The 18994-nt window shown below is 70.5% G+C and carries 21 protein-coding genes; 14 read left to right on the top strand and 7 right to left on the bottom strand.

Features of this window, described 5'->3' with window-relative positions:
- The first annotated feature begins 27 nt into the window (after positions 1 to 27).
- Both O9Y01_RS13520 and O9Y01_RS13515 read left to right on the top strand, forming a co-directional pair.
- Positions 28 to 951, top strand: a complete 924-nt coding sequence (locus O9Y01_RS13520) for a hypothetical protein (RefSeq protein ID WP_269632081.1) — start codon at positions 28 to 30, stop codon at positions 949 to 951.
- A 55-nt stretch (positions 952 to 1006) separates the two neighbouring features.
- The gene (locus O9Y01_RS13515) at positions 1007 to 1576 is read left to right on the top strand and encodes an MOSC domain-containing protein (RefSeq protein ID WP_269632080.1); all 570 of its coding nucleotides are present in this window, start codon (positions 1007 to 1009) and stop codon (positions 1574 to 1576) included.
- A gap of 49 nt (positions 1577 to 1625) precedes the next feature.
- Here O9Y01_RS13515 and O9Y01_RS13510 read toward each other — a convergent pair whose 3' ends face one another.
- Positions 1626 to 2699, bottom strand: coding sequence for an alkene reductase (locus O9Y01_RS13510; protein ID WP_269632079.1), 1074 nt, complete (start codon positions 2697 to 2699; stop codon positions 1626 to 1628).
- 211 nt (positions 2700 to 2910) lie between these two features.
- On the opposite strand from O9Y01_RS13510, the gene O9Y01_RS13505 reads away from it, so the two are divergent.
- The gene (locus O9Y01_RS13505) at positions 2911 to 3765 is read left to right on the top strand and encodes a 23S rRNA (adenine(2030)-N(6))-methyltransferase RlmJ (protein ID WP_269632078.1); all 855 of its coding nucleotides are present in this window, start codon (positions 2911 to 2913) and stop codon (positions 3763 to 3765) included.
- A gap of 105 nt (positions 3766 to 3870) precedes the next feature.
- Here the strand turns inward: O9Y01_RS13505 and O9Y01_RS13500 are convergent, their stop codons facing one another.
- Positions 3871 to 5061: a M48 family metalloprotease gene (locus O9Y01_RS13500; RefSeq protein ID WP_269632077.1), complete on the bottom strand. Its 1191-nt coding sequence runs from the start codon at positions 5059 to 5061 to the stop codon at positions 3871 to 3873.
- Between the two features lie 237 nt (positions 5062 to 5298).
- Between O9Y01_RS13500 and O9Y01_RS13495 the strand changes: the two genes are divergently transcribed.
- The 4 genes from O9Y01_RS13495 (at position 5299) to O9Y01_RS13480 (ending at position 8987) form a co-directional block, all read left to right on the top strand.
- Positions 5299 to 6213, top strand: a complete 915-nt coding sequence (locus O9Y01_RS13495; RefSeq protein WP_269632076.1) for an EamA family transporter — start codon at positions 5299 to 5301, stop codon at positions 6211 to 6213.
- A 40-nt stretch (positions 6214 to 6253) separates the two neighbouring features.
- Positions 6254 to 6967: a hypothetical protein gene (locus O9Y01_RS13490; protein ID WP_269632075.1), complete on the top strand. Its 714-nt coding sequence runs from the start codon at positions 6254 to 6256 to the stop codon at positions 6965 to 6967.
- A gap of 85 nt (positions 6968 to 7052) precedes the next feature.
- The gene (locus tag O9Y01_RS13485) at positions 7053 to 8336 is read left to right on the top strand and encodes a glycoside hydrolase family 18 protein (RefSeq protein ID WP_269632074.1); all 1284 of its coding nucleotides are present in this window, start codon (positions 7053 to 7055) and stop codon (positions 8334 to 8336) included.
- Between the two features lie 66 nt (positions 8337 to 8402).
- The gene (locus O9Y01_RS13480; protein ID WP_269632073.1) at positions 8403 to 8987 is read left to right on the top strand and encodes an NAD(P)H-dependent oxidoreductase; all 585 of its coding nucleotides are present in this window, start codon (positions 8403 to 8405) and stop codon (positions 8985 to 8987) included.
- A 6-nt stretch (positions 8988 to 8993) separates the two neighbouring features.
- On the opposite strand, the gene O9Y01_RS13475 is transcribed toward O9Y01_RS13480, so the two are convergent.
- Together O9Y01_RS13475 and O9Y01_RS13470 are read right to left on the bottom strand one after the other, a co-directional pair.
- Positions 8994 to 9587 (bottom strand): hypothetical protein, encoded by a 594-nt coding sequence (locus O9Y01_RS13475; protein WP_269632072.1) that lies wholly within the window; start codon positions 9585 to 9587, stop codon positions 8994 to 8996.
- Positions 9580 to 10485: a LysR family transcriptional regulator gene (locus O9Y01_RS13470; protein WP_269632071.1), complete on the bottom strand. Its 906-nt coding sequence runs from the start codon at positions 10483 to 10485 to the stop codon at positions 9580 to 9582. The genes O9Y01_RS13475 and O9Y01_RS13470 overlap by 8 nt, the downstream gene beginning before the upstream one ends.
- A 114-nt stretch (positions 10486 to 10599) precedes the next feature.
- Here O9Y01_RS13470 and hppD point away from each other — a divergent pair, with 114 nt between their 5' ends.
- The 4 genes from hppD (at position 10600) to O9Y01_RS13450 (ending at position 13156) form a co-directional block, all read left to right on the top strand.
- Positions 10600 to 11643 (top strand): 4-hydroxyphenylpyruvate dioxygenase, encoded by a 1044-nt coding sequence (gene hppD / locus O9Y01_RS13465; protein ID WP_269632070.1) that lies wholly within the window; start codon positions 10600 to 10602, stop codon positions 11641 to 11643.
- A gap of 120 nt (positions 11644 to 11763) precedes the next feature.
- The gene (locus O9Y01_RS13460; protein WP_269632069.1) at positions 11764 to 12165 is read left to right on the top strand and encodes a response regulator transcription factor; all 402 of its coding nucleotides are present in this window, start codon (positions 11764 to 11766) and stop codon (positions 12163 to 12165) included.
- Between the two features lie 187 nt (positions 12166 to 12352).
- Positions 12353 to 12751, top strand: a complete 399-nt coding sequence (locus O9Y01_RS13455; protein WP_269632068.1) for a response regulator transcription factor — start codon at positions 12353 to 12355, stop codon at positions 12749 to 12751.
- 24 nt (positions 12752 to 12775) lie between these two features.
- Positions 12776 to 13156 (top strand): methylglyoxal synthase, encoded by a 381-nt coding sequence (locus O9Y01_RS13450; protein WP_269632067.1) that lies wholly within the window; start codon positions 12776 to 12778, stop codon positions 13154 to 13156.
- 3 nt (positions 13157 to 13159) lie between these two features.
- Here O9Y01_RS13450 and O9Y01_RS13445 read toward each other — a convergent pair whose 3' ends face one another.
- Positions 13160 to 13825: a dienelactone hydrolase family protein gene (locus tag O9Y01_RS13445; RefSeq protein ID WP_269632066.1), complete on the bottom strand. Its 666-nt coding sequence runs from the start codon at positions 13823 to 13825 to the stop codon at positions 13160 to 13162.
- Positions 13826 to 13997: 172 nt separating this feature from the next.
- Between O9Y01_RS13445 and O9Y01_RS13440 the strand changes: the two genes are divergently transcribed.
- Together O9Y01_RS13440 and O9Y01_RS13435 are read left to right on the top strand one after the other, a co-directional pair.
- A complete protein-coding gene (locus tag O9Y01_RS13440) occupies positions 13998 to 14969 on the top strand; it encodes a DUF2157 domain-containing protein (RefSeq protein WP_269632065.1) in 972 nt (323 codons plus the stop codon).
- Entirely contained in the window at positions 14966 to 16582 is a 1617-nt protein-coding gene (locus tag O9Y01_RS13435; protein WP_269632064.1) for a GDYXXLXY domain-containing protein, read from the top strand. The genes O9Y01_RS13440 and O9Y01_RS13435 overlap by 4 nt, the downstream gene beginning before the upstream one ends.
- A gap of 10 nt (positions 16583 to 16592) precedes the next feature.
- Here the strand turns inward: O9Y01_RS13435 and O9Y01_RS13430 are convergent, their stop codons facing one another.
- Positions 16593 to 16862, bottom strand: a complete 270-nt coding sequence (locus O9Y01_RS13430) for a hypothetical protein (protein ID WP_269632063.1) — start codon at positions 16860 to 16862, stop codon at positions 16593 to 16595.
- Positions 16863 to 16939: 77 nt separating this feature from the next.
- Between O9Y01_RS13430 and O9Y01_RS13425 the strand changes: the two genes are divergently transcribed.
- A complete protein-coding gene (locus tag O9Y01_RS13425; RefSeq protein ID WP_269632062.1) occupies positions 16940 to 17218 on the top strand; it encodes a DUF427 domain-containing protein in 279 nt (92 codons plus the stop codon).
- A gap of 21 nt (positions 17219 to 17239) precedes the next feature.
- Here O9Y01_RS13425 and O9Y01_RS13420 read toward each other — a convergent pair whose 3' ends face one another.
- Positions 17240 to 18988, bottom strand: coding sequence for a putative bifunctional diguanylate cyclase/phosphodiesterase (locus O9Y01_RS13420; RefSeq protein WP_269632061.1), 1749 nt, complete (start codon positions 18986 to 18988; stop codon positions 17240 to 17242).
- Positions 18989 to 18994: the final 6 nt, after the last annotated feature.

The raw sequence follows: 18994 nt of genomic DNA, 5'->3' as shown, positions 1-18994 counted from the left end.
GATTTTTCCAACCGCCCGACACCTCCCATGAAGCTCTCTGCCTTCCATCGCCGCACCTGCCTGACCGCCCTGGCCCTGGCCCTGCCCGCCGGTGCTGCCCTGGCCGCCCCTGCTGCCGACTGCGTGCTGCTGGCCCGCGACGAGGTCCGCGCGCAGCTGGGCGGGGCCTACACGTTGATGAGCCAGGATCCAGCCGGCATGTGCAGCTGGAGCAGCGGTGCCTCGGGCACGCTGATGCTCAATCTCCTGCGCCGGCCCGTGGCCGGGGAGGCCGCCCAGGTCTTCGACGCCCACATCGCTGCGGGCCGTGACACCGGGCAGCAGCTCGTGGCCGTCCCGGCCTTGGGCCAGCGGGCCAGCTTCCTCGTTTCCCCCGCGGATGCGCCGATGCAGAGCCTCAGCCTGATCATCCAGGACCAGACGGACACGCTCACCCTGATGCTCTACGGTGCGGCCGGCAACACGGAAGACACCCGCCGGGCCCTGGCCAGCCTGGGCCAGCAGGCCCTGGCCCGCCGCGCCAAGGCGGACCAGAGCTTCGGCACGTGCGAGTGGTTCACGCCCGCGCAGGCCGCGGCCCTGATCGGCCCGAAGCCGCAGATCCACCGCATGGGCGCCCGCCATTGCTCGGCCAGCGTCGGCAGCACCTCGGCCGCCCTGGTGGCCATGAGCAGTCCGGTGGCGTCCGTCGAGGTCCTGCGCAACATGAAGGCCGGGGCGGCGGACTCCTGCCAGCAGGTGGACCTCCCCGAGCTGGGCGAGGGCGCCTTTGCCCAGCACCACTGCGCGGCGCCGGGCCATCTGGCCCTGAGCGTGTATCTGCAGGTGGGAACGCGCCAGGTCAACTGGGTGCTGAACCCTGGCACACGCCCCGCCGGGGCCGAGGACCTCAAGGCCTTGCTGCCCGTGATCCAGTCCTCCCTCGCGCATGCCGAGCGCCTGAAGCCCTGAGCGGCGGCCGGCCGGCAGGCATGGCGTAGAGTGGCGGCCTCACTGCCGTCCTGCCATGAAGATCCTCTCGCTCAACACCGGTCGCGTCCAACCCCTGCTCATCGAGGGCCAGTCCCACGTCAGCGGCATCCGCAAATCGCCGCGCGAGGGGCGGGTGGCGGTGGCGCCCCTGGGCCTGGAGGGCGACGAGCAGGCCGACCTCAGCGTGCACGGCGGCCTGAGCAAGGCCGTCTACGCCTATCCGCAGGAGCACTACGCCTTCTGGCAGACGGTGCGTGCCCAGGCCCGGGTCGCCGGCTGGAACGAGCCGCTGGCGCCCGGTGCGCTGGGCGAGAACCTCACCCTGCAGGGCCTGACCGAGAAGGACGTGTGGGTGGGCGACGTGCTGCGCTTCGCCGACTGCGACCTGGCCGTCAGCGAACCGCGCCAGCCCTGCTTCAAGTTCAATGCCGTGATGGGCTTCAACCAGGCCGCCAAGCTGATGAGCCAGAGCGGCTGGTGCGGCTTCTACCTGGCCGTGCTCAAGCCCGGCAGCCTGCAGGCCGGCGAGGCCTTCGAACTGGTGCCGGGCCCGCGCGAGGTCAACATCGCCGAGCTGTTCCGCGCCAAGATGCGCCGGGCCTGAAGCGGCCCGGCCTGCCTGGCTCAGCGCGTGAGCCAGGCCTCGGAGCGGTTCAGGCCAGGGCCGGGTAGTCGGTGTAGCCCTTCGCGCCGCCGCCGTAGAAGGTGCTGCGGTCGGGCTTGGCCAGCTCCGCGTTCAGGCGCAGGCGGCGCACCAGATCCGGGTTGCTGATGAAGTCCCGGCCGAAGGCGACCAGGTCGGCCTGCCCCTCGGCGACCACCTTCAGCGCCATCTCACGGCTGTAGCCGTTGTTGACCATCCAGGCGCCCTTGAAGCGCTGGTGCAGGGCGGCGAAGTCGAAGGGGGCGATGTCTCGGGCACCGCCCGTCATGCCCTCGATCACATGCAGGAAGGCCAGGTTCAGCGGCGCCAGCTGCTCGACGGCATGGTTGAAGAGTGCCTGGGCCTGGCTGTCCTGGCCGGCGTCGTTGACCGGCGTGACCGGGCTCAGACGCAGGCCGGTGCGGCCGCCGCCTATGGCCTGGCTCACTGCGGTCATGACCTCCACGAGGAAGCGGGCGCGGTTCTCGATGGAGCCGCCATAGGCGTCCGTGCGGTCATTGATGCTGTCGCGCAGGAACTGGTCGATCAGATAGCCGTTGGCCCCATGCACCTCCACCGCATCGAAGCCGGCCTCCATGGCGCAGCGTGCGGCATGCGCGAACTGGGCCACCACGCCGGGGATCTCCTCGGTGCGCAGCGCACGGGCCGGGGTCACGGGCTCCAGGCCGCGGGCGGTGAAGGTCTTGGCCTGGATGGGCCGGGCCGTGGAGGACACCGGCGCGCCGCCGCCGGGCTGGAAGTCCGCATGCGAGATCCGACCCACGTGCCACAGCTGCACGGCGATCTTGCCGCCTTCGGCATGCACGGCGTCGGTGACCTTCCTCCAGGCCTCGACCTGCTCGGGGCTGTGGATGCCCGGGGTGTCCAGATAGCCCTGGCCCTCGGGGCTGACCTGGGCGCCTTCGGTGATGATGAGGCCGGCATTGGCGCGCTGGCGGTAGTACTCGACGGCCAGCGGGCCGGGCTTCAGGCCCACGGAGCGGCTGCGCGTGAGCGGGGCCATGACGATGCGGTTGGCGAGCTCGAGGTCGCCGGCGCGGAGAGGGTCGAAGAGATTGGGCATGGGACTTCTGGTGCGGCGGCAGGCCGCAGGAACGAGGAAAGTGCCGCAAGCGTAGCCAATGTGGCGGCCCGCCGCCTGCCACGCTGGCGACAGCGCCCGTGGCGGCCCGGGCTTGGGCAGGCGCACTGCAGCGCCGCCGCCGCTGTGCTAGGGCGCTCCGTTGGGAGTGATGGCCCTAGGTGGCGCGGCGGCCGCTTGCTACAGTGCGCACATGCTCGCCTATCGACACGCCTTTCATGCCGGCAACCATGCCGACGTTCTCAAACACCTGGTGCTGGCCCGCGTCCTGCGCTACCTGGGCGAAAAGGACAAGCCCTACACCCTGGTCGACACCCACGCCGGGGCCGGTGGCTATTCCGTCGAGGGTCGCTACGCGCAGAAGAACGCCGAGTACGGCAGCGGCATCGCCCGCCTCTGGGACCGCAAGGACCTGCCCGAGCCCCTGGCGGCCTACGTCCAGCTGGTCAAGGACTTCAACCCGGACGGCCAGCTGCGCCAGTACCCGGGCTCCCCGGCCGTCGCCAATCTGTTGATGCGCGAGGCCGACCGCCTGCGGGTCTACGAGCTGCACCCCACCGACCACCGCATCCTGGCCAGCTACCTCGAATCACGGCCCAACACCCAGGTCGCCGACACCGACGGCTTCGCCTCGCTCAAGGGCGAGCTGCCGCCGCCCTCGCGTCGGGGGGCCGTGCTGATGGATCCGCCCTACGAGATCAAGACCGACTACGGCAAGGTGCTGACCGCCCTGCGCGAGGGCCTGCAGCGCTTTGCCGACGGCGTCTACATGATCTGGTACCCCCAGCTGCAGACCCTGGAGTCGGCCCAGCTGGCCACGCGCCTCAAGGCCGCGGCTGATGCCGCCGCCAAGAAGGGCTGGTTGCATGTGCGCCTGACCGTCGCCCAGCCCGACGAACGTGGCTTCGGCATGCTGGGCAGCGGCATGTTCGTGGCCAACCCGCCCTTCACCCTGCACGACGAGCTGCAGGAGTGCCTGCCTTACCTGGTCGAGCACCTGGGCCAGTACGACGGCGCGAACTTCGTGCTGGAGCAGCGGGCGAGCTGAGGCCCTGCCACCGGGCTGCTCCGGCGGTCCGCCAGGCATGCAAAAAGGGGGCCGAGGCCCCCTTTGCTGTTGGTGCGCTGCTGGTGCGCTGTTGGTGCGGTGGGATCAGCGGATGCCCTGCTCGCAATTCATCGGCAGCTTCTTCGGCTGGACCTCGCCCTGGATCTCGCAGACCCACAGCAGGCTGCCGTCCTCCTGCACCTGGGGCAGCAGGTTCAGCGTGGATTTGCCCAGGGCGATGGACAGGGTCATGTTCTCACTGTTGAGGCTCAGCTGGGCGCCGGAGGGCAGCGTGCTGCCAATGCCGACTTCATCGAGGGAGTCGGGCACCGTCTCCTGCGCCTGATAGAAGGCGGACAGCGCCTGGCGGGCCTGCGCGCTGTCCGTCAGCGCTGTGGCGGCCTTGGCCACGAGCTGGTACTCCTGGTACTTGGGCAGCGCGATGGCCGCCAGCACGCCGATGATGTAGACCATCATCAGCAGGCCGAAGCCGGCACCCAGGCGGCCGGCATAGGGCACGAAGACGGCCAGCAGATAGGCCAGCGGGTTGCGGGACGGCACCTTGGCCTCCGGCAGCACGCGGGCGACGCGCTTGGTGTGCCAGGGGTAGGCCGCGCAGAGCTCATGGAAGGACATCCAGAAGCCGCGGGTCTCGCGCAGCTGGCGGAGGTAGCTCGGCAGGTCCAGGTCGCGCCAGCGCTGCGAACCGGCGGCCAGCGCGGCCAGGGCCCGGGCCGCGCCCTCAGGGGTGTTGCAGCAGGCGGCACCGTGGCGGTCACAGGTGTACTCGCGGGCCCGCGAATAGGCCGCGCCCAGCAGGGGCAGCCACAGCACCGGCCAGCGCAAGACCTGACCCTGCAGGTGCTTCATGCGCAAGTGTCCCAGCTCGTGACCCAGGTAGAAGCGCACGCCGTCCTCGTGCTGAGCCATGGCCTCCAGCGTCCCGCTCAGCAGCACGACGTACTGGGTGCCCAGGAATCGCGTGGCAAAGGCGTTGAGCATGCCGTCGCCGTTGAGCACATAGGCGCGCGGGAGCTGAGCGATGTCCAGGCGGCGGCAGCAGTCCTCGAACTGCTCCCAGAGGTCGGGAAACTGGTTGGCCGTCAGCTCGACGCCATTGCCCTTGATGTAGGAGATCAGCGCCGACTGCGCGAAGACATAGGCCAGGAAGGCCAGCAGCAGGCCGATCAGGGCGGTGCCGTAGGTGCCGACGATGAGCGCCAGCCAGACGAGGACTCCCAGCACGAGGGTGATGAGACCCAGGATGCGTTCCTTGGGGTAGACGAGTTCTTTCATGGGACTTCCGTTGAGGCCAGGCGCTCAAAGGCGAGCGTGGCGTTGGTGCAGCGCGGCCGTCACGGCGCGCGGGCAGCGATTGTGCCCAGCCGCCGCGCGGCGGCCGTCCCTCCGATGGGGGTGAATCGCATGCCTGCAACAGCGCCAGGCGGGCGGTACGCATGTCCATCGCCCGGCGCCGCGGGCCCGGGCCTGCTAGGCTGCGCCTCTTCCGTACCTGATCTCGCGAGGCGCATCTTGAGCAGCTCCGGCAGCCTTCCCCTGCGGCATTTCCTGCTGGCCCTGGCCGTGGTGGCCATCTGGGGCAGCAATTTCGTGGTGATCCGGCTGGGGCTCAACGCCTTCCCGCCGCTGCTCTTTGCCACCCTGCGCTTCTCGATGGCGGTGCTCCCGGCCATCTTCTTCCTGCCCCGGCCGGACGTGCCCTGGCGCAATCTGGCGGCCTATGGGGCGCTGGTGGGCGTGGGGCAGTTCGGGCTGCTCTACCTGGCCATGGGCTCGCAGATCTCGCCGGGGCTGGCCTCGCTGGTGATCCAGACCCAGGTCTTCTTCACCCTGCTGCTGGCCATGCGCATCACCCACGAGCCGGTGCGGGGCTTCCAGTGGCTGGCGCTGGGCCTGGCGGCCTGCGGCCTGGCCGTCATCGCCAGCCATACTGACGGCAGCACCACGGTGCCGGGCCTTTGCATGGTCCTGCTGGCGGCCTTCAGCTGGGCCAGCGGCAATATCGTCGGCAAGAAGGCCGGGCGGGTGAACATGCTGGCCTATGTGGTCTGGAGCAGCGTCTTCGCGGCGCCGCCCCTGCTGCTGATGTCCTTGGTCTTCGAGGGGCCGGCCCGCATCGGCGAAGGGCTCAGCCAGGCCGGCTGGGGCGCCTGGGGGGCGGTGGCCTGGCAGGCCTTTGCCAACACGCTCTTCGGCTATGGCGTGTGGAGCTGGCTGCTGTCGCGCCATGCGGCCTCGCAGATCGTGCCCATGGCCCTGCTGGTGCCGGTCTTCGGCATGAGTACGGCGGCCTGGTACCTGCACGAGCCGCTGCCGGGCTGGAAGCTCACGGCGGCGGCCCTGGTGCTCAGCGGTCTGGCGCTGAACCTGCTGTGGCCCCTGCGGCCCTGGGCGAAGGCGGGAAACAAGCCCGCGACCAGCGGCTGATCCCGGGCTCGCGGCCCGGGCCGCGGCGTATGCTCAGGCCATGGATGCCTCTCGCCGTGCGCTGCTGAGCCTGTTCGCCTCTCTGGTCCTGAACCTGGCCCTGAACCTGGCCGTGGTGCTGCCCGCCCAGGCGGCCGAGCCGCGCGTCAATCTGTGGGTGGAGCTGCGCTGGGTGGACAGCCGCGTGAGCCAGGCGGCCATCGCCGGCGTGCGTGACGGCGCGGTGGTGGTGGGCACCGGCGGTTCGGTGTCGCCTCGTGGCGCTGTCGTGCTGAGTACCGAGCAGCAGTCCGCGCAAGGCCAGCTGCTGCAGCGCCTGACCGTGCTCAACGGCTTTCGCGCCTCGGTGCAGCTGGCCGAGCTCACGCCCCTGCAGTGGCTGGACATGAGCGTGCCGGTCTCCCCGGGCTCGACGGGACAGGCGCCGGCCCGGGACGCGGGCCGAGCCCAGCTGCGTCAGGGCTATGTCGAGCAGGTGCGCGGCTTCAGCCTGGAGCCCCATTGGCCGGGCGGCCGCGAGCCGGTGCGGGTCACCTTGCGGACGCAAGACCTGACCCCCAGCGAGTCCGGCGCCGGCCAACCGCCGGTGCGCACCGAGCTGGAGTCCACGGCCCTGGTCCCGCTGGACGAGTGGGTGACCGTGGCCCGCACGGGGGGCCAGCTGCGGCGCAGCGAGCGCGGCACCTTCAGCACCCGTGACGCCGAGGCTGTGAGCAGCCGCGAGCTGCAGGTCCGCATTCAGGTGGCGCCCTGAGCCCGGGGCCCTGGTTCCGGTTAATTGGTATTCAAGTGGCATCTAATTTGCGCTAGGCTGCGAGCTCTTGCGTGAAAGGATCGCCATGCTCAAGTCCCTCCGGCCCCGCCGCCTGTGCCGCAGCCTGTGCCTGCTGCTGGTGGCGGGTCTCGTCGCCTCGGCCTGGGCCGACCCGCAGCCTGCGCCGCCGCCGCCCGCAGGCCTGTTCACGCCCGGCGCGCTGGACTTCGAGCCGACCAGCGGCAAGGTGCTGGGCCTCTATGTGGCCAACTGGGAGCCCCCCAGCCGAGTGGCCGCCCTGCCCGCGGGCAGCCTGACGCATGTGCTCTACGCCTTCCTGCGCGCCTGCGGCCCTGGGCAACTGCTCAAGGACGCGCCCAAGTGCGAGGGCCGGGCTGAGCATTCTTTGGGCTGGAGCGCCGTCGATGCCCGCTTCGATGCCGCCTTTGCCGCGCTGAAGTCGCGTGCGCCCCAGCTGAAGGTGCTGGCCTCCGTGGGCGGCTGGGGGGGCTCGGATCCCTTCTTCCACTTCGCCAACGAGGCGCCGCGGCGCGCCGTCTTCGTGGCCTCCGCCCTGCAGTTCCTGCGCGAGCATCCGGCCTTCGACGGCATCGACATCGACTGGGAACACCCCGGCGGCAATGGCAGCGCCAACGGTGTCGCCCTGGGCAGCCCGGCGGACGGCCAGGGCTTTGCCGATCTCATGCAGGACCTGCGCGCGGGCCTGGACCGCCTGACGGCTGAGACCGGCCGGCTCTACCAGCTGACCGTGGCCGTCAATCCCATCCAGCAGATCACGCGACGCATCGACTACCGCCGCGCGGCGCCCGCCCTGGACCTGGTCTTCATGATGAGCTACGACTACCACGGCGGCTGGTCCGAGCGCGTGGGGCACCACAGCGCGCTGCGCGGCTCGGCGCCGCAGTCGGACGACAGCCTGGCGCAGTCGGTGCAGAACCTGGTCGAGGCGGGCGTGCCCCGGGCCAAGCTGGTGGCCGGTGTGGCGATGTACGGGCGCGGCTTCAGCGGCGTCCGCGAGCCGCGGCACGGGGCCGGCAAGACGGGCGCCTTCCCGGGAGGGGACGGTTCCATGGGTTGGGCTGCGCTTTCGCGGCGTTATTTCGATGAGCAGGGTCGGCCGCGGCATGGCTACCAGGTGCTGTTCGATCCCCTCACCCAGGCCTATGCCCTCTACCAGCCGCGCCTGCAGCTGTGGATGGGCTATGACGATCCGCGCGCCGTGCTGGCCAAGGGGCAGTTCGTGCGCGAGCAGGGCCTGGCCGGGCTCTTCGCGTGGGAATGGAGCCAGGACAACGGCGCCCTGCTCAACGCCATGAACCGCGGCCTGGGGCATCCGGTACTGCCGTGAGCCAGGTCAAGGCGCGGCGACCCGGCTGCCAACAAGATGAGGACTCCCGCCCGCACGGAGCCCTCCATGACACGCATCCTGATCCTGCAAGGTCATCCTGATGCCGATGCACCGCATCTCTGCCATGCGCTGGCCGAGTCCTATGCCGCCGGCGCCCGCGAGGCCGGCCACGAGCTGCGCCAGGTGGACGTGGCCCGCCTGGAATTCCCTCTGCTGCGTTCCCAGCAGGACTGGGAGCAGGGCACGCTGCCGCCAGGCCTGCGCCAGGCGCAGGAGGACATCGCCTGGGCGCAGCACCTGCTGATCGTCTTTCCCTTGTGGCTGGGCGAGATGCCGGCCCTGCTGAAGGGCTTTCTGGAGCAGGTGGCGCGGCCGGGCTTCGCCTTCAAGGCCGAGGGCGGCAACCCCTTCGGCCGCAAGGGCCTGCAGGGGCGCTCGGCCCGCGTGCTGGTGACCATGGGCATGCCGGCCCTGGTCTACCGCTACTACTTCCGGGCGCACAGCCTCAAGTCCCTGGAGCGCAACATCCTGGGCTTCGTGGGCATCGCGCCCATCCACGAGACCCTCGTCGGCATGGTCGGCCAGCTCAAGCCCGCGCAGGTGCAGGCCCAGCAGGAGAAGCTGCGCCGGCTGGGGCAGCGCGCGGCCTGAGCCGCCTCAGTGCCACCACCGCAGCCAGCGGCTGCGCAGGGCCTGGCGCCAGTTGATGCGGGTGAAGAGCCAGACGCCCGCCAGCAGCAGGCACTGGCTGACGACGAAGTAGATGCCACCGGCCAGGCCGCTGAGCTGCAGCTCCAGCTGGCGCCCGGCATAGGCACCGCCGATCACGGCGACCGTGTAGCTGATGAAGCGCCCCACGAAGAAGGGCCAGGCCAGCAGCCGCAGCGGCGCCCGGGCCAGGCCGTAGGCCAGGAACAGCACGTTGGAGGGCAGGGGGCTGATGGCGAAGGCCAGGAAGGCCAGGGTGCTGGCTCGCTCGTGGCCCTTGATGGCGTCGGCCACCTCGTGCATGTTGGCGCGCATGGCGGGGCGCATCCAGCGGCTGGCGCTGATGCGCTGGGCGGAACGGGCCAGCATCAGCCGCCCGCCGGTGGCCGCGACGGCCGCCACGCCCGCGATGGCCAGCGGCGCAGTGCCAGGTTGCTGCAGGGCGTAGAAGGCGAGCAGCATCCAGGTGGGCGGGGCGAAGGCCGGCATGGCATTGAGCACGAAGACGCCGCCCGCCAGCAGCAGCAGGCTGAACTCAGGCATGCGCGCCTCCGGGCACGGCCGGCTGTGCCGAGGGCGCCAGCAGCTCGACCAGGCGCTGGCCGGCCCGGCCCAGCGGGCGGTCCAGGCGCTGCACCAGCCAGGGCGTGAAGCGGTAGCGCGAGCCGCCCTCGTAGGCCAGCTCCTGCAGCGCTCCGCTGGCCAGGGGCTCGTCGGCCAGGTAGCGGGGGATCCAGCCGAAGCCCATGCCCATCAGCAGCGCCTGGCGCTTGGCCATGAAGCCGGAAAGATAGAAGACGCGTTCACCGCCAAACATGTGCCGATCATCGCCGCGTTCACTGCTGTCCTGCACGCTGAGCTCCACATGGGCCTGCAGCTCGGCCAGCGTGGCGGGCCGCCCCAGGCGGGCCAGGGCGTGCTCCGGCGCGACGCACAGCACGCATTCCACCTCCGGCAAGGCCAGCGCCCGGCACTGGGCATTGGGCTCGTATTCCTTGACCAGCATCAGGTCGGCGTGGTCCTTGTCGAAGCGGTACTGCACGCCGTGCAGGAACTCGATCTTGAGCTGGATCCGCGTGGGGATGCCCTCTTCGGCCAGCTGCTTGAGCGCCTGCAGGGTGTCCGCCTGAGGCAGGATGCCGTCGACCACCACCAGCAGGCGCGGCTCCCAGCCCGAGGCCAGCTGCTGGGCGAGCGCCTCCAGCTGATGGGCGTGCTGCAGCAGGCGCCGGCCCTCGTTGAGCACGGCCTCGCCCTGCGGGGTCAGGCGCACGCGGTAGCCGCTGCGGTCCAGCAGGGGCAGGCGCAGCTGCTCCTCCAGCTTCTTGACCTGGTAGCTGACGGCCGAGGTGACCTTGTGCAGGTGCTCCGCAGCCTGTGCATAGCTGCCGTTGCGGACCACGGCGTCCAGCGCGGCAAGGGCCTCCAGGTCCAGCTTCATGATCGATTTTCTTGAATGAGTTTCGCAAGGAAATTCGCTTTCTTCGAATTTGAGCCCCAAGAAGAATCACGGTCAATCCATCCCCCCGCTCTACCCAGGAAAAGAGGAGACCCCATGAGCCAGATCAATCCCTGCGGCCTTCGCGGCATCGAGTTCACCGAGTTCTGCGGCCCGGATCTGCAGCACCTGGAGTCCCTGTTCTGGGCCTTCGGCTTCTCCAAGCTGCGCCGCCATGCGTCCAAGGACATCGCCTATTTCCGCCAGAACGACATCCACTTCCTGCTCAACGGCGAGCGCGAAGGCCATTCGGCCCAGTTCGCCCGCCGCCACGGCCCGGCCATCAGCGCCATGGGCTGGCGCGTGGACGACGCCCAGGCCGCCCTGCACGCGGCGGTGAGCCGCGGCGCGGTGGAGGTGCCGGCCGCCATGAAGGACCACGCCTATCCGGCCGTGTGGGGCATCGGCGAGAGCGTGATCTACTTCATCGACGCCCAGTCCTGGGGCAGCGCGCCCCTGTCGCTCTACGAGCGTGACTTCGTGGCCCTGGAGCAGCCCCTGGTCCAGCCCGACAAGGGCTTTCTGGTGGTGGACCACCTCACCAACAACGTGCCCCCCGGCGAGCAGGACAAGTGGGCGGACTTCTACCGCGACATCTTCGGCTTCACCCAGGTGCGCTACTTCGACATCCAGGGCGTCAAGACCGGGCTGACCAGCTTTGCGCTGCGCTCGCCGGATGGCTCCTTCTGCATTCCCATCAACCAGCCCAAGGATGACAAGGACCAGATCGCCGAGTACCTGCGCGAGTACAAGGGCCCCGGCGTCCAGCACCTGGCCTTCCTGACGCGCGACATCCTGGCCTCGCTGGATGCGCTGAAGGGCAGCCCCATCGAGACCCTGGAGATCGATGCGGACTACTACCGCGAGGTCTTTGACCGCGTGCCCGGCGTGCGCGAGGACCATGCCCGGCTGGCGCAGCACCAGGTGCTGGTCGACGGCGACGAGCAGGGCTACCTGCTGCAGATCTTCACCAAGAACATCATCGGGCCGATCTTCATCGAGATCATCCAGCGCGCGAACAACCTGGGCTTCGGCGAAGGCAACTTCGGCGCCCTGTTCCGCTCGCTGGAGAAGGACCAGGAGCGCCGCGGCCTGATCTGAGGCTCGCACAAGGGCGCCTTCCGGCGCCCATAGTTCACGGCAGGGCGGCCGGCGTTGGTGCGCTGTCAGCGTGCGCGCCGGCCTGCGGCGCTAGCCTTGGCAGGTTCCGGAGCCCTGCCCATGAAGAAGACGTTGCTGGTCATCGAAGACCAGTCCGAGATCCGCCAGCTCTTGCGCATGACCCTTGAGGACGAGGGCCTCGAGATCTTCGAATGCGCGGACGCCGCCACCGGCGAGATCCTGGCCCGCGAATGCCGGCCCGACGCCATCGTGCTCGACGTGATGATGCCCGGGCCCTTCGACGGCCTGGAGCTGTGCCGCCGGCTGAAGGCCGATCTCACGCTGTCCGGCATCAAGGTGCTGATGGTCAGCGCGCGCGGGCACCGCAACGATGTGCTGATCGGCCGCCAGGCCGGTGCCGACGAATACCTCATCAAGCCCTTCAGCCCCGCCCGCCTGGCCGCGCAGCTGCATCTCTGGTTCGACGAGCCCCCGCCGCTGCAACCGGACATCGCCGTCTGATCCCGGCCGCGGCAGGCGGACGCGGTCCGGGCAAATACCGATCCTCCCGTTCGTGACAAATGTCGCGCCCGCGGCCACCCTGGGGCGGGGATCAGGTCCGCGTCAGGATTAACCCCTTGGTCAGCGCCTGCGAGCTTTGCGACCCTTCGCCCCGATTCATTCCAGCCCCCAGCTTGAAAGGTGCGTGATGCGCAAGCAGTTGTTGCTCATTGAACCCCGGACGGACATTCGCAGCCTCCTGCGAGCCAGCCTCGGCGCCGAGGATGTGGACATCCTGGAATGCGCCGACGCCGCCACCGGCGAGATCCTGGCGCGCAGCTGCCGCCCGGACGCCGTGGTGCTGGACCGCTTCATGCCCGGCCCCATCGACGGCATGGAGCTGTGCCGCCGCATCAAGGCCGATCCCAGCCTCTGGCGCACCCGCGTGCTGATGCTGGGCGGCGACCAGTTCGAGGAGATCGTCATCGACCTGGCCGAAGGCGCTGACGAATACCTGCCCGAGTCCTGCGCGCCCGAGCACGTCCAGCAGCAGCTCTCGGCCTGGCTGGAAGACGTGCCCGAGACCATTCTCGATATCTCGCTGTAACTCCTGCGCCCTATCATGGGCCGCATGAAGCTGGCCCTGATTGCCCACGACGGCAGGAAGAAGGAGATGGTGGCCCTGGCCGGGGAGTTCCGCGGCCTGCTGGGCCGCTGCACGCTGATGGCCACCGGCACCACCGGTGGGCGCTTGCAGCGCGAATGCGGGCTGCAGGTCGAGTGCCTGCTCTCGGGCCCGCTGGGCGGTGACCTGCAGATCGGCGCCCGCCTGGCCGTGGGCGGGGTGGACGCCGTGGTCTTCCTGCGCGACCCCATGACCCCGCAGCCGCATGAGCCGGACATCAACGCCCTGGTCCGCGCCTGCGATGTGCACGACGTGCCCTGCGCCACCAATGTGGCCAGCGCCCGGCTGATGCTGCAGGCGCTGCAGGATCGCCTGGGCCCCGGCTGACGCTCAGGCCAGCGTGCGCCTGAGGAAGTCCACGCTGCGCTGCCAGGCCAGCGCAGCGGCGGCGGCATCGAAGACCTCCGGGCGGGCGTCATTGAAGAAGGCGTGGTCGGCCTCGTAGTGGAAGCACTCGGGCTGCTGGCCGGCGGCCCGCATGGCCTGCTCCAGCTGCGCCGCCGCGGCCGGCGTGCACCAGTCGTCCCGTGTGGCGAAGTGGCCCTGGAAGGGCTTGCGGATGCGGGCCGGGTCGGCGAAACCGGCGGACGGGATGCCGTAGAAGCAGACGGCCGCATCGAGCTCCGGCACATGCACGGCGGCGGCCACGGTCAGCGCGCCGCCCATGCAGAAGCCCAGGGCCCCCACCTTGCGCCCCGTTGCGGCCAGGTGCAGCACCGCGCCCCGCAGGTCCTGGTGCGTGGCATCGGGAAAGTCCAGGCCGTTCATCAGGTGGCTGGCTTCGTCGGCACTGCTGGCCAGGCGGCCGCGGTAGAGGTCCGGCGCCAGGGTCTCGAAGCCCGCGGCGGCGAAGCGGTCGGCCAGCGCCCGGATGTGCCCGTTGAGCCCCCACCACTCCTGGATCAGCACCAGGCCCGGCGCACCGGGCGCGGCCAGGGCGAGGTAAGCGGCGCTGCGCTGGCCGTCGGGTCGCTTGAACTCGATCATCTGTCCCATGGAGGCTCCTCAGGGTCTGGGTGGGCGGACGCTGGCTATCATCGCACCGGCCCTGCCCATGTCGCGGGGCCGTCCGCGGCGGGCAGCGCACCCGTCCGTTGTCGGGACCGCCTGGCGCTGGGCCGAGGCGGGCATGGCCCCGTGAGGTGCGGGGCAGCCATGGAGGGCATGCATGAGTCTGCATGAACAGCTGTATCGATGGACGGCCGAGCAGGGCCTGGACGACACCCGGGCACGACGCCTGTGGGCCCTCAGCGGCCTGGATCAGGCCCCGCCGGACGCCCTGGGCCGCCTGCGCCTGGGCGCGGCCGGCCTGGCCGCTGGCCTGCTGGGCCTGGGCACGATGATGTGGGTGGCCGCGAACTGGGGCGAGCTGCCGCGCAGCACGCGTTTCCTGCTGCTGCAGGGTCTGCTGGCCGCTGCGCTGCTGGGGGCCTGGGCGCGGCCGGCCTGGCGCGGGGCCGCGGGCCTGCTGGCCCTGCTGAGCCTGGGGGGCCTGCTGGCCCTCTTCGGCCAGACCTATCCCACCGGTGCCGACGCCTGGCAGCTCTTCGCCCTGTGGGCCACGCTGGCCCTGCCCCTGAGCTGGGGGGCGCGCAGCGAGCTGGTCTGGACGCCCTGGGTGCTGGTGGTCGTCACGGGCATCAGCCTGTGGACGCACACCCACGCCGGCTTCCAGTGGCAGGCCACGGCGGCCACGCTGGGGGTGCATGCCTGCGGTTTCCTGGCCTTTGCGCTGCTGGGCGCGGGCATGGCCCTCAAGCCGCCCACGCCTGGCGTGCAGCCCTGGGCCTGGCGGGCGGCGGTCCTGCTGGGTGTGGTCGCGCTGTCGGCCACGGCGCTGGGCAGCCTGATCGCGAGCGATGTGCAGCCGCAGTACCCGCTGGGCCTGCTGGTGCTGGCCGGCGGCCTGGCGGCGGCCTGGTACTGGCGTGAGGTCTATGCGCTCAGCGCGCTGGCCCTGGCCCTGGACACCCTGCTGCTGGCCGGCCTGGGCCGGCTGATGCTCAAGGGCCAGCACGGCGAACCCCTCGGCACCATGCTGCTGCTGGGCCTGGTCGCGGCGGGCCTGCTGACGGTCAGCGTGCAGCTGATCCTGCGGCGCACGCGGCCGCAGGGCGGGGCAGGGGAGGTCGCGCCATGAGCACCCCCTCCCTGCCTGACTGGATGGTGCAGGCGCAGCAGCAGGGCCTGCTGCCGCCCGAGGCCGGTCTGCCCGCGGCGGAGCACCCCTGGCCGGTCCAGCTGCTGACGGCCCTGGGCGCCTGGCTGGCCCTCATCCCCTTCGTCATCTTCCTGGCACTGCTGCTGGGCCGGGCCTGGGAGCATGGGGTGACGGCCTATGTCGTCGGCCTGCTGCTGCTCGCGGCCGGCGTGGGCCTGCTGCGCTCCGAAAGCGTGGGGCGTTTCCTGGAACAGCTGGCCCTGCCCCTGCTGCTGCTGGGGCTGGGCAGCGTGGGCTATGCGCTGGGCCGTGACCTGCCCAGCCGCATGGCGCCGGCCCTGGGACTGCTTCTGTGTGCCGCCCTGGTGCTGGCCCTGCCGCGGCACTGGCTGCGCCTCATGCTGGGCGTGGCGGGGGCCTGGCTGTGCCTGCTGCTCGTCCGGGGGCCGCATTGGATCGGGGGCGATTTCGCCCCGCTGTGGTGGTCGGTCTACCTGACCCTGGGCCTGTGGGGGCTCGCCCAGGCCTGGCTGCATGCCCAGGGCCTGCGCGCGCCGGGCGCGGCCGCGGCGGCGCTGCTGGAGCCCGTGGTCCGTGGCTGGGTCCTGGGCCTGCTGCCCGTGCTGGCCTGGCTGTCCGGGCCCACCTTCATGATGAGCGGAGGGCTGGGGTCAGGTCTTGCCAGGGAGCTGCATGCAGCCTTCGGCGCGCACCTCTGGGCCTCGGGCCGGATGGGGCCGGCCGCGCTGTCGGTGCTGGCTGCCGCGCTGGGCCTGGCGGCACTGCCGCAGGCCTGGCCCGTCCTGCGGCAGTGGCGGCTGCTGGTGCCGGCGCTGCTGCTCCTGGGGCTGGCCTTCGTACTGCCGGCCCTGGGCGCCTGCCTGCTGGTCCTGGGCCTGGCCCTGGTGCGCGGCCGCCGCGTGCTGGCCCTTGGCGCGGCCGCCGTGGCCTTGTGGACGCTGGGCAGCTTCTACTACCAGCTGGCGCTGCCCCTGACGGACAAGGCCCTGGTCCTCGTGGCCTCGGGCGCCGTGCTCGGGGCCTGGCTGTGGCTGACGGCCGAGCGCCGCCCGCTGCGGCTCGGCCTTGCGAAGCCCGAGGGCGCCGCGCGGTGGGCGATCCCCCTGTGCGGCCTGCTCTGCCTGGGCGTGGTCAACGGGCTGATCTGGCAGAAGGAGCAGCTCATCGCGCAGGGCCGGCCGGTCTTCGTGGGGCTGGCGCCGGTGGACCCGCGATCACTGATCCAGGGCGACTACATGCGCGTCAACTACGCGCTGCCGGCGCTGCCTCCCGTGGCCGAGATCGCCGGCCCCTGGCAGGAGCGGCCCCGGCTGGAGGCCCGGCTGGACGCCCGCGGCGTGGCCACCGAAGTGCGCCTGCTGCAAGCGCAGGAGGCGCCGGCCGCCGGCACCCAGCTGCTGATGCTGAGCCCGGTCAATGGCCACTGGACGCTCGTCAGCGATGCCTGGTACTTCCAGGAAGGCCAGGAGCCGCGCATGCGCGCAGCGGCCTTCGGCGAGTTCCGCGTGATGCCCGACGGCCGCGCCCTGCTCGTGGGCCTGGCCGACAGGAACCTGCAGCGGCTGCCCTGAGCCTTCGGCTTCAGCCCGCCTCGGGATCGCCGCCGTCCAGCATCAGGTCGATCAGCTGGTGCAGGAAGTCCAGGGCCTCCTCGGCGGTGGCGAAGTAGTACTCGCCCCCGAGGTCGGCCGCGTCACCATCCGGGCCGATGTGGGCCAGGCCCCAGCCCTCGGCGCCGCCCCCGATGGCCAGCACGGCGAAGCTGCCGGGCGGCAGCTCGCGGGCGCTGCCGCTGGTGATGCGGATGTCCTTGCCGCGGTAGGTCTGGAAACGTTTGAGGGGCTGGTACATGGCCCGGATTGTCGGCGCTGCGCGCGGCCGCGGGCGCAGCCTATAGTCGCGGCATCTTCACCTTGGGAGCCCTGGCCATGAAAGCCATCTGGAACGGCGTGATCCTCGCCGAGAGCAATGACACCGTGCTGGTGGACGGCAACCACTACTTCCCCGAGTCCGCGCTGAACAAGGCCTACACCAGCTTCAGCAACCACCGCAGCAGCAGCGAGAAGGGCCAGGCTCAATACCTGAGCCTGCTGGTCAACGGCGAGTTCAACCCGGACGCCGTGTGGTTCTACGCCGAGCCCAACGAGGCATTCGCCGCCATCAAGGGCCGCGTGGCCTTCTGGAAGGGCGTGCAGATCACGGAGTGAGCTTCTGGCGCCCTGGCGGGCTCAGTGGCGCTGCCGCCACTGCTCCAGCCAGGCCGGCAGGTCGTCGAAGGGCATGGGCCGGCTGATGCCGTAGCCCTGGCCGCAGTGGCAGCCCAGCTCCAGCAGGCGCTGCCAGCAGTCCGTCGTCTCCACGCCCTCGGCCACCAGGCGGATGTCCAGGGAGCGGCAGAACACCACCAGGCTGGTCACCAGGGACAGGTCGAACTGGTTCTGGCCGAGCGTGATGATGTAGGACTTGTCGATCTTGATTTCCTTGATGGCGAAGTCGCGCAGGTAGCCGAAGGAGGTGAAGCCGGCGCCGAAGTCATCGATGGACAGCTCAATGCCCTCGGCCGCCAGCGCATCGATCACCCGGCGCGCCTGCACGGGGTTGGCGATCAGCGCGGTCTCGGTCAGCTCCAGGGTCAGTTGCCCGGGCTGCACCCCGTGCTGCCGGAGCACGGCCAGCAGCTGCTCGACGAAATCCGGGTACTCCAGGATGCGCGCCGAGATGTTGACCGCCACCCGCGCCTCCAACGCTGGCGCCGGCAGGCGGGCGAGCTGGCTGAACACGCGGTTGAAGGTCTCCAGCGTGAAGCGCGGCAGCAGGGGCGAGGGCTCGACGGCCGCGATGAACACGTCCGGTGGCACGTTGCCGAACTTGCGATGCTGCCAGCGCGCCAGCACCTCGAAGCCCAGGATGTGTCCGTCCCGCAGGTCGATCTTGGGCTGCCAGTGCCAGTCCAGCTCGCCGCGGTCCAGGGCCAGCTCCAGGTCGCCCAGCAGCATCAGGCGGTCGGTGAAATTGCTGCTCTTGGGCTCCAGCTCGTCGTAGATGACGGCCTTGTCGATGCCTTTCTTGGCGCGGTACATGGCGTTGTCCGCGCGGCTCAGCAGGGTGTTGGGGTCCTGGCCGTGCTGCGGGCACAGGGCGATGCCCACCGAGGCGCCGATGCGCAGCACGTCCGCCCCCAGCGCGAAGGGCTGCTCCAGCAGCTTCACCACCTTCTGCGCCATGGCCTGGGCCACCTCCAGCGAATGCACGCCGTGCAGGATCATGGCGAATTCGTCGCCGCCCAGGCGCGCCACGGTGTCGGCCTCGCGCACGCTGTCCGCCAGGCGGCGCGAGACCTCCACCAGCAGCCGGTCGCCGACCACGTGGCCGCGCATGTCGTTGACCTCCTTGAAGCGGTCCAGGTCCAGCATCAGCACCGCGAAGGGGTCTGACTTGCGGCGGTGGATCATGCAGAACTGCTCCAGCCGGTCGAAGAACACATGGCGGTTGGGCAGATCGGTCAGCGCGTCATGCAGGCTCTTGTGCAGCAGATCCTGCTCGGCCTGGCGCAGCCGCGCCTGCACCTGGATCCACTTGAGACCCTCGTCGATCGCGCTGCTGACCTTGTCGGTGGAGAGGTCCACCTTGGAGAGGTACTCGCGGATGCCCAGCTTGATGGCGTCCGCCGCGGTCTTCTCGCTGCCGCCGCCGGTGACCGCCACGACCACGCAGTCGGCGCCCACGCTTTCCCAGATGTCGGGCAGCAGCTCGCGGCCGTCGCCGTCGTCCAGCTTGAAGTCCAGGAAGATGAAGGAGAAGCGCACCTTGCGCTCGCGCAGCTCGGCCAGGGCGCCGGACTTGGACGAGGCCTCGGCAATGTGGATGGGCCGCCGGTAGCGCTTGAGCATGCGCGCCAGGCGTTCGCGGTCCACGTCGTCATCGTCGACCAGCAGGGCGTAGATGTCACCGGTCTCGGCAATGCTCAGCGCTTCCATGCGAGG

This window comes from Pelomonas sp. BJYL3 (assembly GCF_027257975.1).
GTDB classification, from domain to species: Bacteria; Pseudomonadota; Gammaproteobacteria; order Burkholderiales; family Burkholderiaceae_C; genus Roseateles_B; species Roseateles_B flavus.
Note: the sequence above shows the minus strand (reverse complement) of the source record. Positions and strands in the feature narration are given on the sequence as shown.

Coding starts and splice junctions, on each gene's coding strand:
- O9Y01_RS13520 (WP_269632081.1), top strand. CDS start 28: ATGAAGCTCTCTGCCTTCCATCGCCGCACCTGCCTGACCGCCCTGGCC.
- O9Y01_RS13515 (WP_269632080.1), top strand. CDS start 1,007: ATGAAGATCCTCTCGCTCAACACCGGTCGCGTCCAACCCCTGCTCATC.
- O9Y01_RS13510 (WP_269632079.1), bottom strand. CDS start 2,699: ATGCCCAATCTCTTCGACCCTCTCCGCGCCGGCGACCTCGAGCTCGCC.
- O9Y01_RS13505 (WP_269632078.1), top strand. CDS start 2,911: ATGCTCGCCTATCGACACGCCTTTCATGCCGGCAACCATGCCGACGTT.
- O9Y01_RS13500 (WP_269632077.1), bottom strand. CDS start 5,061: ATGAAAGAACTCGTCTACCCCAAGGAACGCATCCTGGGTCTCATCACC.
- O9Y01_RS13490 (WP_269632075.1), top strand. CDS start 6,254: ATGGATGCCTCTCGCCGTGCGCTGCTGAGCCTGTTCGCCTCTCTGGTC.
- O9Y01_RS13485 (WP_269632074.1), top strand. CDS start 7,053: ATGCTCAAGTCCCTCCGGCCCCGCCGCCTGTGCCGCAGCCTGTGCCTG.
- O9Y01_RS13480 (WP_269632073.1), top strand. CDS start 8,403: ATGACACGCATCCTGATCCTGCAAGGTCATCCTGATGCCGATGCACCG.
- O9Y01_RS13475 (WP_269632072.1), bottom strand. CDS start 9,587: ATGCCTGAGTTCAGCCTGCTGCTGCTGGCGGGCGGCGTCTTCGTGCTC.
- O9Y01_RS13470 (WP_269632071.1), bottom strand. CDS start 10,485: ATGAAGCTGGACCTGGAGGCCCTTGCCGCGCTGGACGCCGTGGTCCGC.
- hppD (WP_269632070.1), top strand. CDS start 10,600: ATGAGCCAGATCAATCCCTGCGGCCTTCGCGGCATCGAGTTCACCGAG.
- O9Y01_RS13460 (WP_269632069.1), top strand. CDS start 11,764: ATGAAGAAGACGTTGCTGGTCATCGAAGACCAGTCCGAGATCCGCCAG.
- O9Y01_RS13455 (WP_269632068.1), top strand. CDS start 12,353: ATGCGCAAGCAGTTGTTGCTCATTGAACCCCGGACGGACATTCGCAGC.
- O9Y01_RS13450 (WP_269632067.1), top strand. CDS start 12,776: ATGAAGCTGGCCCTGATTGCCCACGACGGCAGGAAGAAGGAGATGGTG.
- O9Y01_RS13445 (WP_269632066.1), bottom strand. CDS start 13,825: ATGGGACAGATGATCGAGTTCAAGCGACCCGACGGCCAGCGCAGCGCC.
- O9Y01_RS13440 (WP_269632065.1), top strand. CDS start 13,998: ATGAGTCTGCATGAACAGCTGTATCGATGGACGGCCGAGCAGGGCCTG.
- O9Y01_RS13435 (WP_269632064.1), top strand. CDS start 14,966: ATGAGCACCCCCTCCCTGCCTGACTGGATGGTGCAGGCGCAGCAGCAG.
- O9Y01_RS13430 (WP_269632063.1), bottom strand. CDS start 16,862: ATGTACCAGCCCCTCAAACGTTTCCAGACCTACCGCGGCAAGGACATC.
- O9Y01_RS13425 (WP_269632062.1), top strand. CDS start 16,940: ATGAAAGCCATCTGGAACGGCGTGATCCTCGCCGAGAGCAATGACACC.
- O9Y01_RS13420 (WP_269632061.1), bottom strand. CDS start 18,988: ATGGAAGCGCTGAGCATTGCCGAGACCGGTGACATCTACGCCCTGCTG.